The 13,467-nt window shown below is 52.4% G+C and carries 12 protein-coding genes; 4 read left to right on the forward strand and 8 right to left on the reverse strand.

The features are described 5' to 3' along the window. Positions 1-68 precede the first annotated feature (68 nt). Entirely contained in the window at positions 69-1,031 is a 963-nt protein-coding gene (locus FRZ59_RS05575; protein WP_132128317.1) for a nitrilase family protein, read from the forward strand. On the opposite strand, the gene FRZ59_RS05580 is transcribed toward FRZ59_RS05575, so the two are convergent. The 8 genes from FRZ59_RS05580 to FRZ59_RS05610 all read right to left on the reverse strand — a co-directional run bounded on the left by FRZ59_RS05580 (position 1,028) and on the right by FRZ59_RS05610 (position 7,784). Beyond that, on the reverse strand, positions 1,028-1,930 hold the full coding sequence (locus FRZ59_RS05580) for a VOC family protein (RefSeq protein ID WP_132128318.1): 903 nt from the start codon (positions 1,928-1,930) through the stop codon (positions 1,028-1,030). The two genes, FRZ59_RS05575 and FRZ59_RS05580, sit on opposite strands and share 4 nt — an antisense overlap. A 95-nt stretch (positions 1,931-2,025) precedes the next feature. After that, the gene (locus tag FRZ59_RS05585) at positions 2,026-2,472 is read right to left on the reverse strand and encodes an SAM-dependent methyltransferase (protein WP_132128319.1); all 447 of its coding nucleotides are present in this window, start codon (positions 2,470-2,472) and stop codon (positions 2,026-2,028) included. Then, a complete protein-coding gene (locus FRZ59_RS18485; RefSeq protein WP_158640537.1) occupies positions 2,436-2,618 on the reverse strand; it encodes a hypothetical protein in 183 nt (60 codons plus the stop codon). The genes FRZ59_RS05585 and FRZ59_RS18485 overlap by 37 nt, the downstream gene beginning before the upstream one ends. Then, on the reverse strand, positions 2,603-3,523 hold the full coding sequence (locus FRZ59_RS05590) for a carbohydrate kinase family protein (RefSeq protein WP_132128320.1): 921 nt from the start codon (positions 3,521-3,523) through the stop codon (positions 2,603-2,605). The genes FRZ59_RS18485 and FRZ59_RS05590 overlap by 16 nt, the downstream gene beginning before the upstream one ends. Further along, positions 3,520-4,404, reverse strand: a complete 885-nt coding sequence (locus FRZ59_RS05595) for a sugar phosphate isomerase/epimerase family protein (RefSeq protein WP_132128321.1) — start codon at positions 4,402-4,404, stop codon at positions 3,520-3,522. Before FRZ59_RS05595 ends, FRZ59_RS05590 begins: the two co-directional genes overlap by 4 nt. A 4-nt stretch (positions 4,405-4,408) precedes the next feature. After that, entirely contained in the window at positions 4,409-5,437 is a 1,029-nt protein-coding gene (locus tag FRZ59_RS05600; protein WP_207910219.1) for a zinc-binding dehydrogenase, read from the reverse strand. Positions 5,438-5,529: 92 nt separating this feature from the next. After that, positions 5,530-7,242 (reverse strand): GMC oxidoreductase, encoded by a 1,713-nt coding sequence (locus FRZ59_RS05605; RefSeq protein WP_132128322.1) that lies wholly within the window; start codon positions 7,240-7,242, stop codon positions 5,530-5,532. Between the two features lie 11 nt (positions 7,243-7,253). Beyond that, positions 7,254-7,784, reverse strand: a complete 531-nt coding sequence (locus tag FRZ59_RS05610) for a gluconate 2-dehydrogenase subunit 3 family protein (RefSeq protein WP_132128323.1) — start codon at positions 7,782-7,784, stop codon at positions 7,254-7,256. Positions 7,785-8,130: 346 nt separating this feature from the next. On the opposite strand from FRZ59_RS05610, the gene FRZ59_RS05615 reads away from it, so the two are divergent. The 3 genes from FRZ59_RS05615 to FRZ59_RS05625 all read left to right on the forward strand — a co-directional run bounded on the left by FRZ59_RS05615 (position 8,131) and on the right by FRZ59_RS05625 (position 13,452). Then, positions 8,131-8,727 (forward strand): RNA polymerase sigma factor, encoded by a 597-nt coding sequence (locus FRZ59_RS05615; protein ID WP_225975209.1) that lies wholly within the window; start codon positions 8,131-8,133, stop codon positions 8,725-8,727. Between the two features lie 53 nt (positions 8,728-8,780). Continuing rightward, positions 8,781-9,971 (forward strand): FecR family protein, encoded by a 1,191-nt coding sequence (locus FRZ59_RS05620; RefSeq protein ID WP_132128324.1) that lies wholly within the window; start codon positions 8,781-8,783, stop codon positions 9,969-9,971. 205 nt (positions 9,972-10,176) lie between these two features. Beyond that, positions 10,177-13,452 (forward strand): TonB-dependent receptor, encoded by a 3,276-nt coding sequence (locus FRZ59_RS05625; RefSeq protein WP_158640538.1) that lies wholly within the window; start codon positions 10,177-10,179, stop codon positions 13,450-13,452. Positions 13,453-13,467: the final 15 nt, after the last annotated feature.

Genomic DNA, 13,467 nt, shown 5'->3' on the forward strand with positions numbered 1-13,467 from the left:
GAAGTTAAGGAAATCCTTCTTTCGGCGAAAAACAGTATATTGATTCCAGGATAACAGGATCAACTCATATGGATAAATTTAAGGTAGCGACCGCGCAGTTTGAACATAAAAGCGGCGACAAAGCATACAATCTTTCCGTTATTGAAGAGCTTTCCGCGAAGGCTTCAGAAAAAGGGGCGAAGGCCATTGCCTTTCATGAGTGTTCGATTACCGGGTACACGTTTGCCAGGCGTCTTTCGAAGGAGCAGATGCTGGAACTGGCCGAACCTATACCTTCCGGGGAAAGCATTTCAACACTTACCCGCATAGCCGCCAATCATAAAATCGCTGTGTTGGCCGGGCTTTTTGAGCGGGATGATAATGATCGCTTGTATAAGGCGTACGTTTGTGTCGATCAAAACGGGCTGGTTGCCAGGTACCGGAAGCTGCACCCTTTTATCAATCCTCACCTGACACCCGGAAATGAATACTGTGTATTTGACCTTTATGGCTGGAAGTGCGGTATCCTGATCTGCTATGATAACAATATCATAGAAAATGTAAGGGCTACGGCGCTTTTGGGAGCTAATGTCATATTTATGCCGCATGTGACCATGTGTACACCGTCAAGCCGCCCCGGCGCCGGATTTGTAGATCCCGCTCTCTGGGAAAAGCGCGAAGAGGATCCTACTTCGCTGAGGCTGGAGTTCGAGGGAATGAAAGGACGGGATTGGTTAATGAAGTGGCTTCCTGCCAGAGCCTATGATAACGCAGTTTACTGCATTTTTTCAAATCCTATTGGCATGGATGATGACCAGCTGAAAAATGGCTGCTCCATGATCATTGACCCGTTCGGCGATATCCTCGCGGAATGTAAAACCCTTGGGAATGACCTGGTCGCTGCCGTGCTGACACCCGAAAAACTCCGCCTGGCCGGCGGGTACCGCTATATGCAGGCAAGGCGTCCGGAACTATACCGGGATATCCTCGGGCAGCCTCACCAGCCGCACCAAAAAGTAGCCTGGCTTGCCCCAGGCAACCTGGACAATTAGCGTCCCTGGTAGGCTTCTTCCAGCCGCCGGATATCGAATTTCTGCATTTGCAAAAAGGCCTTGGTCACGCGCGCAACTTTCTCCGGGTCAGGGTCCTTCATCATTTCGTTGAGTACCGAGGGAACGATCTGCCATGATACTCCGAACTTGTCTTTCAGCCAGCCGCACTGGCTTTCTTCCCCGCCATCGGTAAGCTTTTCCCAGAAATAATCCACTTCTTCCTGCGATCCGCAATTGACCATGAGCGATAAGCCCTCGGTGAAAGAATAATTATGTTCGCCTGCGCCGTCCATAGCAACAAAAGACTCGCCGCTCAGCTGGAATTGTCCATAGAGTACCGGTTCCCGCCCCTGTGGCCCGGCTGCTTCGCCCCGAAAAATATTTACTATTTCGGAATCCTTAAACACGGACGTATACAGATCAATAGCCTCCTCGGCCCGTCCGTACTGGTCGCCGACAAATAGAAAAGAAGGGGTTATTTTTTGCCCCGCGTCCTGAAGGTGGCCAAGGGTTATTTGCCAGGAAAGGCCATATTTATCAGCCACCCATCCGTATTTTTCGCTCCAATTGTATTTTCCCAGTTCCATCAATACTTTTCCGCTTTCAGAAAGCTTTTGCCAAAGCGCATCTGTTTCCGCTTCCGTTTCGCAAACCACGAAAAAAGAAATTGCAGGGGTGAACTTAAAAAGCGGACCGCCGTTCAGCCCCGTCATCCGGAATCCGGCCAGTTCGAAATCGACGGTCAATACGGCGCCCTCGGGCTGCCCGTGAATCTCAAACCCCTCCTTTCCATACCGGGTTATTGTGCCTGTCTCCGACCCCGGGAAAAGCGAGGTATAGAATTGCGCGGCTTCTTCAGCTTCGCTGTCGAACCACAAATTGGGAATGATCTTTTGCATGATGCCTGTTGTTTTTGTTATACAAACATACGCCGGAAAGCCACCGTCCGGGAGGGGGAGCTTGCGACATTTAAGATGGTTATACGGGACAAAATTCAACGGAATTCATCAAGGGGGATTTCCAGTAAAGGATCTCCTCCGTCAATGAACAGCCTCCCGCTCTTTGTTAAGGCTTTCGCAATCCCGGACAGCGCCAATCGCGCCAGGGAAGGGTGACGCCCGTCCAGCGCGCCCACCCTCACCGCAAACGCCAGATCGAAGGGCTGCTCATCCGCTTCCAGCACCAGGTTCTCAGCTGCCACCTGGCGAAAACTAAGCCGGCCGGAAAGGATTTCATCGGATGAAGCGCTTATCGCCTGCCTTATTGCCTTTTCCGAGCGGTCAATGGCAAGAATATGTCCCTCGCCAATAAGTTTGACAATTTCGCGGGCCGCAGCCCCGGGGCCGCAGCCAATTTCCAATACGCGCATCCCCGGCCGTAAGGGAAGCGCGGTGACAATAGCCCCTAACCGTGGCGATAGCTTTTTTTTGCCTGGTTCCATTTACCGGTTAAGTTAATAAAAGAAGCATAAATGGCAGGGTAGCAATGGACAGGAATAGCAACGTCCAGTTTGGCCCGCAGGACTTTCAGCGCGTTGTTGACCTGTTTCTTCACGGTGGCTTCGGCAACGGTCAGCTTTCTTGGCAAAATTTTTCAAATTCAGCTAATTGATATTCCGGACAGCCTCCTTCCCTGGCGGCGATAAAGGCTCCCATGGCAGCGGCTTTCCGCAAGATGAGGGCGGGCGGTTCTTTTCGGGCGTGTCCGGCGATAAATGCGGCGAGGAAGGAATCTCCGCTGCCTACGGTGTCGGCAACCTGCACAGGTGTTCCCGGGGTCTGCCAGCTTCCTTCAGGGGTGTAATACGCGGCGCCCCGGGCGCCTTTGGTGAGGATGATTTCCGGTATCCCGAAGCGTTCCCGGACAAATCCGACCTGGGAGGCTTCCCGGGCGGGGGTGTCTTCGCCTGCAGGGGCGCCGCCGAACAGTTGCTGAATAAGCGCCAGCTCATGCTGGTTGGTTTTAAGAACATGCGCATGGCGAAGCAGGTCTTCCAGCAGCAGCTTTTCAACGAACGGGGGCCGCAGGTTAATGTCCAGTACCCTGAACGGGGCTTGTTCCAGCAGCTGGAAAAGCGCCGTTCGCGAAACGATATGCCGGGCCGCAAGGCTGCCATAGACAAAAAAGGAGGCTTCTCTTACTTTTTCCAAAGCCTGGGGAGAGGCGTTGATAAAGTCCCAGGCGGCAGGGAAGCGGATCTCGTAACTCATTTCATGGTGCTGGTCCATGCGTGCCAGGACTTCTCCCGTAGGATGAGTGGGATCGGTTTGCAGCAGGTCGTTTTCCACTCCCCAGGTTTCCATAAGCGCCTGCAGCTGCCGGCCCCTCGGGTCGCTGCCGATCCTGCTGATCATGCTGCAGGGGTAATTTAAGCGGCTGAGGTGGCAGGCTACATTAAAAGGCGCCCCCCCGGGCAGGGCCCCCTGCGGCAGAACGTCCCAAAGGATCTCGCCAAAGCAATATACAGGAGAAGATTTGCGGGTGTTTGTCATGGCCAGTACTGATTTATTTTACGGCGAAGGAACGTGACGCTCCTGGCCAGCTGGTCCATCCCCTCAACACCGTCTTCGATGCTGATCCAGCCATCAAATCCCACGCGCCTGAGTTCCGTAAAAATCGCGTCATAATTGTTGAGTCCCTTTCCGATCTCTCCGTGGCTGAGCCGCCTGGCATAACCGGTGGCCCCGCCTTCTTCACGACGCAGGTCTTCGATGGTCCCTTCCCGGAGGTAGCGGTCGCTGGCGTGCATGGTCACTACCCGGTTGGAAACCTTGCGAAGCAGTTCCAGGGGGTCTTCTCCGGCCAGGTAAGTATTGCTGGGGTCGTAATTCACCCCGAAATGGGGATGGTCTATCCGTTCCACCAGCGCACAAAAAACATCCATTTTCTGGGCGAATTCAGGATACTCCCAGAAATCGTCTTTGTAATGGTTCTCAATGATCAGGGTAATCCCCAGCCTCGCGGCGTACGGGAGGCATTCCCGAATGCATCCGGCTGCCAGGTTCAGGCCTTCTTCGATGGATAATTCCGGCCGCCGCTGTCCCGAAAGTACGCGGCAGTAGGAGCCGCCCAGCACCGCGGTCATGTCTATCCAATGTTTTTGCTTTTCGATCTCCCGCCGGCGGAACTCTTCGACGGGATGGGTAAAGTCCGGGGAACAGCACATCATGGGGATTACCAGGCCGTGGTCTTCTACCTGCCGGCGGAAAAGTGGCCAGTTCTTTTCATCAGCCATTTCCAGGAACCCGGCATACCATTCAAGGCCGTCGATATCCAGGGCAGCGGCCAGTTCAATCCATTCGGCAAGCCGCATGGATCCGTCCTTGCAAAGAGCCTGCATAAAGGCTTTGGGAAAGGCTGCTAACTGAGGCATAGGATCATGCAGGTTTAAGTACACTTTTTACCACGGCGCCGCTGTGCATCTTTTCAAAGGCTTCCCGCCATTCTGAAATCGGCCAGATGCCGCCTACAATGGGTCTGACGTCCAGTTGCCCGCTGGCCAGCAGAGCGATCACGCGTTCCCACATAGGCCAGTTATGGCTAAAGCTGCCGTGAAGGCTGATATTTTTTTGCACCAGCGGATCCAGCGAAAAAGTCAGCGGCTGCGGCCCCCAGCCGACTTTGGAGATAAAGCCGCCGGGCCGGACCAGGCGCAGGGCAATCTGAAGGGTAATGCTGGCCCCTGCTGCATCAATGACTCCGTCAACACCCAGGCCATCGCGCTCCAGCGCCCATTCTGTGGCGTCGCCAACCAGGGGATGGCAACCATATTGGCGGGCAATCTCAAGTCTTCCTCGGTCGGCCTCCAGGCCGAGTACCGCTACCTGGGCACCGCATAACCGGGCCATGGCGGCGCAAAGGATGCCAATGGTGCCGGGGCCCAGTACCAGGATGCGGTCGCCGGGGCGGATACGGACATTGCCAACCACCGCATTGTAGGCCACGCAGCAGGGCTCCGTCAGGCAGGCATATTCAAAAGAAAGAGCATCCGGGATGCGATGCAGGCACCGGGCGGGAACGCTTACATAGCGGGTCATGGCGCCGTTGACGCCGTATCCGAAGCCCTTCCGGGAAGGATCCAGATTATACTGGCCGCAGCGTGAGAGAGGATTGTTCAGATCGATGATGGCGGCGGTTTCGCTTACTACGCGGTCACCTTCTTTCCATCCGCTGACCCGTCTGCCGGTTTCAGCGACGCGGCCGGCAAATTCATGGCCCAGTACCACCGGGTAGTTCACCGGCCAGCTATGATCGCAGTTCCATTGGTGAATATCACTGCCACAAACCCCTACATTAGCTACTTCAAGCAATACATCTTCTTCGCCGATTTCCGGCCTGCTTACTTCACGGATCTCTACCGCGCCCTTTTCCGGGGCATAATTTACTACAGCAGCTGACTTTATCATTGACTTATCTTTTTTTGAAATACGCGACACTCGCCTGGACCCGGTACGTCAATATTAAAATTAAGAATTCATTCTTATGTAATTTATGTTTTTTACAAATTTCTCTTTTTGAGTTCTTCCGCCGCGTAATTTGCCGCGCGGGCAGTAATGGCCATATAGGTCAGCGATGGATTTTGCGTGGAAGTGGAGGTCATGCAGGCTCCGTCCGTTACAAACACGTTTTTGCAGGCGTGAAATTGATTCCATTTGTTCAGCAAGGAGGTCTTGGGGTCTTTTCCCATCCTGACGCCGCCCATTTCGTGAATGTCCAGGCCGGGAGCCATGGGTTTATTCCTGGGCTGGATATTGGTGAACCCGGCTGCCGCGAACATTTCCTCGAACTGTGCTAAATAATCCTTCCGCATTTTTTCGTCGTTGTCGTCATAGGCCACGGAGATCCGTAGCTGTGGAATTCCCCAGGCATCCTTGCGGTCGGGATCCAGGCTTACATAATTGCTTTCTTTGGGAATTGTTTCCGCCATCATGTGGGAGCCTACTCTCCAGGGGCCAAGTTGCGGGTTCAGGATGTTTTCCTTTAATTCCGTTCCAAAGCCACCCGTATCCCTGTCCAGGCCCCTGTGTGCGGAAAAGCCGGCTGCATAGCCCCTGAGGAAATCCGTTTCCTGTTTGAACACGTTCCTGAACCGGGGGACATAACCTCCGGTGGGCCTTCGCCCGTCAGTGGTGAATTCTTTAAGCCCGTCGAACTCCGCGCTGATGGTGGCGCTATAATTATGAAAAGCGACGTATTTTCCGAGTAAGCCATTATCATTACCCAGCCCCGCCGGGAAGCGGCCGGAAACAGAATTCAGCAAAACAAGGTTTGTATTCACCGAACCGGCGTTCACGAAAATGATCTTTGCATAGTATTCCGTTTCTTCCTTCGTATTTGCGTCAATGACCCGCACGCCGCTTGCCCTGCCCTTTTGTTCATCATAAAGAATGGAATGAACCACGGAAAAGGGCCGCAACGTTAAATGCCCTGACTTTGCCGCCCAGGGAAGGGTAGATGAGTTACTGCTGTAATAGCCTCCCAGCGGGCAGCCCCGGTTGCAAAGCGTGCGGCTCAGGCATTGTCCCCGTCCCTGTTCCAGGTGAACAGGTTCCGGCCTGGATAAATGAGCGCAGCGCCCGCTGATAATATGACGTCCTTTAAATTTTTCGCTGACCTGCTTTTTGAAATAATCCTCTACGGCATTAAGCGGGAAGCCCGGTAAAAATTCCCCGTCCGGCAATTCCTGTAAGCCGTCCTTATTGCCCGCAATGCCGGCGAACTTCTCCACGTGGCTGTACCAGGGTGCAATATCTGCATACCTGATGGGCCAGTCAACGGCAAAACCATCCCTTGCCGGCCCTGAAAAGTCAAAGTCGCTCCAGCGCTGGGTTTGCCTTGCCCAGAGCAGCGAACGTCCGCCTACCTGGTAAGCCCTGATCCAGTCAAATTCCTTTTCCTGGATATAGGGATGTTCCTTGTCTTTAACAAAGAAATGCGCTGTTGATTCGCCGAAGGCATAGCAGCGCCCGACAACCGGGTTTTCTTTTTTTACGGCAAGAGGCAATTCTCCGCGGTGTTCAAATTCAAAAGGGTACATATTGGCGGTGGGATAGTCTTTTATATGCTTTACGTCCCTGCCTCTTTCCAAAACCAGCGTTTTCAAGCCATTGTCTGTCAATTCCTTGGCCGCCCATCCGCCGCTCATACCGGAACCTATTACAATGGCGTCGAACGTTCGTTCTTTTATACTGTTAATATTCAAATAAGCCATATCTTTTCAGTTTAACTTGCTTTCACAGGGAAATAGCCATTGTATCTTCCCGGCGCCATCTCGTAAATAAGCTGCTTGGTCATTACGTACTCCGAACTCAGGTAGCCCTGCAGCGTTTTCTGTTTCATGATCTGATAGAAATCGAAGATCTCCGCCGGAAGCGAGGCTTTATTTTCGATGTCGCTGATAAGCTCCTGCCGTTGTTCCGGCTTACATTTGGTAAATGAAGCCCCAAAACGTTCTTTCGCAACCTGGTCTGCCTGCCCCAGGCCCTTGATGAATTTCTGCTGCGCGTCCTTTTCATAGCAGTCGTCGAGCATCTTTAAGACAAAGAGGTGTACGCCAAGTTCTTTTGCGCCGGGAGTATCGGTTGCCGGGATGATCGTTCCCGCAATTTCGGCCAGCGTTTTTTCCTGCTCGCCGCTAAGAATAATGTTGCTGAGCTTGATAGCCGCATTTCCCGGCCCGCTCAGGCAGGAGGGCAGTAAAGCAAGCCCTCCTGCTACAACGACTAATTGCCTGATGGCTGTTCTTCTTTTCATGACTCAATTTCGCGTTGCTACCCGGTGGTTAATAGCCGGGATTTTGTGCTAAATAAGGCGTTCGGTCTTCCGCATACCCCGTAGCGAGTATCTGGGCTTCGGGAATGGGAAAATACATTTTATATTCTGTAAATGCGGGGGCGGCTGCAAATTTTTCCAGCTGATTTTTTCTGTTATCTTATCGGTCCCTCCACAATAGTAGTCTTTACGGAAAGCATATTGTTCTCTTATTTGTCAAACACCCGGTACTTTGCAAAGAGTGTTGAAGAAATCGGGGCGCATGCCGGGATCCATATTTTTCACCCTGGCTTTCCCGTTACATTAAAAGTTCTAAATTCGCTATATAATGGCGCGCGCTTCCCGATATCGTATGTGCAGTGATGCGGAACTGGCTGAATTTTTGCGGTCGGGGGATCCCGTAGCGTTCGCAGAGGTTTATGACCGGTATAATACGGTGCTGCTTGCTCATGCTTTCCGTAAGCTGGAGAACAGGGAAGAGGCCAGGGACATTGTACAGGAAACCTTTTCCCTGGTATGGCAAAGGCGGGAACACCTGGACCCGGGAAGCAACCTTTCCGGCTATTTGTTTACCACGGTCCGTAACCTGGTACTGAATTGTTTTGCCCACAGGAAGGTAAAGGACAAATACCATCTTTCCATGGAACAATTCGCGGCCGCATACGGCAAAAGCCAGGAGGCGGCAGATCACCTGATCCGCGAAAAACAGCTGGCCGACGCCATCGGGCGGGAGATCGAAGAGCTTCCCGCCCGCATGAGAAATGTGTTCAAGCTTAGCCGACGGGAACACCTGGATCACAAAGAAATTGCTTCGCGGCTGCGGATATCGGAGCAAACGGTTTCCTCGCACATCACCCATGCGCTTAAAATACTGAGAACCAGGCTTAGTACATTGCTGCTGTTTTTTTTCTTATTATTTTCTTAAAAAAATTTCCCTGTTGACCCGGGCTTGCCTGTATAGTAACTAGTTTGGCAATCATGGAAAAGGACAGGATCGAAACTTTATTGGACAAATACCGCCGTGGAGATATCAAGGAAGAGGAAAGGGCTTTCCTGGAAAACTGGTATGTGGAATACCGTGAATACGGACATGATGCCTATGATGCCGGAGAACTGCTCGAAGACTCTGCTGCCGTGAAATCCAGGCTTCAAGGTTCGGTTCTTCCAATAAAACAAAGAAAGCGGTTCCTTTATGCTGCCGCCGCCACCGCCGGCCTCGTTTTAATCAGCGGCCTTTATTTATACAGGGAAGGCCTTGACCCGGATCAGTTTATGCACCGGGAAGCAGCGGGCCTCTCTTCTGCCGCCGGTATCTCGCCCGGAGGTAACAAAGCTACTCTTGCATTCCTGGCCGGCACTCCCGGAAGCGGCGGTAACGATGCTGTCGGCCTCATTCACCTCAGCAGCGAAAAAGAAGGCATCGTTACCGATGGTGGAAAATTGCTGTACAGCGACGGGACGGCTATAGAAGGTCGTTCGCAGCAGGACGGCGGCGATTCCAGGTATGCAGTATTATCCACTCCCAGGGGCGGGCAATACCAGGTGCGTCTGCCGGATGGCTCCCGGGTATGGCTCAACGCCTCTTCCACCTTAACCTATCCCCTGTCATTTGAAGGGCTGAAAGAACGCCGTATTTCGTTGAGCGGAGAAGCCTACTTCGAGGTGGCGAAAGACGCGGCGAAGCCCTTCCTGGTATCCACCCAGGGGCAAACGGTAGAAGTACTCGGTACGCGCTTCAATATCAGCAGTTATTCGGCCGAGCCGGTCGTGAAAACGACGCTGCTGGAAGGGTCCCTTAAAGTAACGCCTGTTCGTGAAGATGCCGGTGATAAAGATGCCCGTGAGAAAGATGCCGGCCGCCTGCTCGCTCCGGGCCAGCAATCCGCGATTCTCGAAGGTAGTGTTACGGTGAAACAAGTGGATGCGGATGAAGTGGTGGCCTGGAAAAACGGGTATTTCCAGTTCAATAACAAGAACCTGGAAACAGCGCTCGTTGAACTTGCGCGTTGGTATGACGTGGAGATCGAATACGGGAACGAGAAAATACGGAAACAGGAGCTGGCAGGCACTATTTCCAGGTATGCAACTATTTCAGAGGTGCTGGAGAAAATGGAGCTGGCCGGGTTGATGCACTTCCGGGTAGAGGGAAGAAAGATCATTGTAGAATAACCTAAACACAATAAAAATGACCTCACAAAACGACCCCTAGAGATTCCCTGCGTAAAAAAAACGGCCGGGGACAGAAATAAAAACCGGGAGCGCTCGCAACACTCCCGGGCAATATCTGGCCCCATCCAAATGGTATTGGAAACCTTTTGTTGAACTTAAACCAGATTTTCAAATGTACGAACATTCTATTAAACTGCTGCGTACTATGAAGTTGATTGCTGTTTTGCTGACAGTTTCGATTATGCAGGTCAGTGCCGGCGGCTTCGCGCAAAACCTTACCTTCAGCCAGGACGACGTAAGCATCAAACAGATTTTTAAGGAGATCAGGAAGCAAACGGGCTACGATGTCTTTTACCTGCCCCGGATGGTTGACGCCGGCAGGCGGCTGCAGGTGAATTTTGATAATGCTCCGCTGGAACAGGTTATGGAGCGATGCCTGGAGGGGTATCCGCTGACTTATGTCATTGACGACAAGACCATCGTGATAACAAGGAAGCTGTCCTTCCCCCGGCCTGAAGATTTCACTACCGCTGAAAAAGCCCAGCAGGCAGTCAGCGGGCAGGTCACCGATAGCATCGGAGCCCCCTTGCCGGGGGTGGCGGTGCAGGTAAAGGGTACCAGCACAGGCAGCATAACCGACGAGGAGGGCCGGTATGAATTGCCTGCACTGGAAGACGGCGCCGTACTGGTATTCAACCTGATGGGCTTCTTCAGCCAGGAGATTCCCGTGAATGGACGTGGGGTAATTGACCTGGTAATGAAGGTCGAAGAATCACAGCTTGAAGAAGTAGTGGTGGTTGGATACGGAACGCAGAAAAGGACAAGCCTGACTAGTGCTGTCTCGGATATTAAGGGCGAAGAATTGACCAGGCGGCCGGTAGCAAATGCGCCGCAGGCCTTACAGGGGCTTGCCCCGGGAGTCACGGTCATGGACCGCGGCGGGGCGCCCGGCAAGTCAAACGCCACCATCCGCATACGAGGCATCACTACCCTGGGCGCTAATGACCCCCTGGTAGTCGTAGACGGGATAGAACAAAGCCTTCAGGATCTGAATCCCAACGACATTGCCTCCGTAACCGTGCTGAAGGACGCCGCTTCTACCGCGATTTATGGTTCCAGAGCGGCGAACGGTGTGGTGCTGGTCACCACCAAACGCGCGGAAACCGGTACGCTTTCGGTGAATTATAATGGTTATTATGCCGTTCAGCAAAGCATTTACAATCCCGAACACATGGGACTGGAAGATTTTATGCGGCTTGAGAATACAGGCTTCGTGAATGCGGGTAAAGAACCCAAGTACACCGAAACAGAGATCCAGGAATGGGTGAACGCGACTGACCGCTATAAATACCCGTTGCCCAACGTTTGGTTTGACGTATTCCTTGATCCGGCTCCCCAGCAAAGCCATACCTTGTCGCTATCTGGGGGAACCGAACAGATCAAGGCCCTGTTCTCTGTAAACTATTACAAACAGGATGGTATTATCCCTACATCAACAGGCGACAGGAAGGACGTCCGTCTAAACACGGATTTTAAGGTTTCCGACCGGATCAGTCTGTCCGGTGATTTTAACTACCGGGTAAAAGAATACGCTGCGCCTCTCCATGAGGACGCAGCGTTCAGGTATATGCTCAGCGGCTCCAATTTTGCAGTTCCCGTATATCCTGACGGGACCTATGGGCTGGGTTCGGAAAATTATAGCCCCCTGGTAACCGCTGTTATGGATGGTACATCCGATTTTGCCGATAACTACGCGTTCATTAACCTGAAGGGAAACATTGAGATCCTTAAGGGCCTCAGGTTTCAGACACAATATGCCGTCAAGTATGAACAATATTACCGTAAGGACTTCGCCAACGATTATGAAATACGGGACTATTATAACAAGGACAATATTCTGAAATCCGTTGGCCCCAATAGCCTTACGGAGATACGCAATAATAGCAAGGAGTATACCTTGAATAACCTGCTCGTGTACGATGCGAACTGGAGTGATCATGCCCTGAACGCGACGCTCGGCTATTCGCAAATCTCCCATGACGCATCGGAGCTGTCAGCTTCCAGGAACGATTTTTATAATAATGAGATTCAGGCCATCTCACAAGGCTCAGCCGACTCGCGGGACAATGACGGCCTGGATTTTGACTGGGGCCTGCGTTCTTATTTTGGCCGGGCAACCTATAACTACAGCGGGAAATATTTCCTGGAGGCCAGCGCCCGTTATGATGGCTCTTCGCGTTTTACCGGGGATAATAAATACAGCTTCTTTCCCTCTGTTTCAGGCGCATGGAGAATTTCCCGGGAGCCTTTCTGGGATGGAGCCCGGAGCGTGGTCAACGAGTTTAAGCTAAGGGGGTCCTGGGGGAAGACCGGCAACCAGGCGGTAGACCTGTACTCGTACTTTGAAACCCTGGCTGCCCTGAATTATAATTTCGGCGGTAACGGCGTTCAGGGCATTATCCAGCAAGCGCTCGCCAACGAGGCCCTGACCTGGGAAACTACCGTTCAAACCGATGTGGGTGTAGATCTTGAATTCCTGAACGGCAAATTCGGGCTAACATTTGACTATTATGTGAAGAATACCGAGGGAATCTTGCTCGACTTGCCCATACCGTCAGTCATCGGCCTCACCGCACCTCCCCAAAATGCCGGCGTTGTTGAGAATAAAGGATGGGAAGTGTCTGTTACCCATCAAAACGACACGCATGATTTTCGCTATGCGATCACGGCTAACGTATCGGACGTGCGTAACAAGATCGTAAGCCTTGCCGGTACAGGGCCGTATATCAGCGGCAGCCCCAATGAGATCCTGACCATCCGGAAAGAGGGCCTCCCGATAGACGCTTACATCGGTTATAAGACCCTTGGTTTTTTTCAATCTGAAGAAGACGTCGCAAACTATGCCCTGTTTGATCCCGCCACTTCGGTGGGCGATGTGAAATACGCTGATATCAACGAGGATGGCGCCATTAATTCGGAAGATTATGTCATGATAGGCTCCAGCATACCGCGCTATACATTCGGCCTGAATATGAATTTCGGCTATAAGAATTTCGATATGAATGTGTTTTTCCAGGGTGTGGGGAAGGTGAACGGACTGCCCTCAGGCGCATTCAGGGAGCAGGGGAACTGGGGCGGATTTGCGCTGGCCATCGGAAAGGATTACTGGACACCCGAGAACCGGGATGCGGAATTTCCGCGGCCCAAGGCACAAACTATCCATAATTCCCAAATGTCCGATTTTTGGATGATTGATGCGTCCTATGTAAAATTAAAGAACCTGCAGATCGGATACACCCTGCCCGCCAGCCTCACAGAGAAATTGACCATCCGGAAACTGAGGGTATATGTGAGCGGCTCTAACCTGTTCACTATTTCCGAGGCAACCAAATGGGGCCTTGATCCTGAATTCCCCTCAGGCCGCCTTAATTACTACCCGCAGGTTTCATTGTACACCCTGGGACTGAATGTGACCTTTTAAAATTAACCGGAAAAA

The sequence above is a fragment of the Anseongella ginsenosidimutans genome, assembly GCF_008033235.1.
In the GTDB taxonomy this organism is placed as follows: Bacteria; Bacteroidota; Bacteroidia; order Sphingobacteriales; family Sphingobacteriaceae; genus Anseongella; species Anseongella ginsenosidimutans.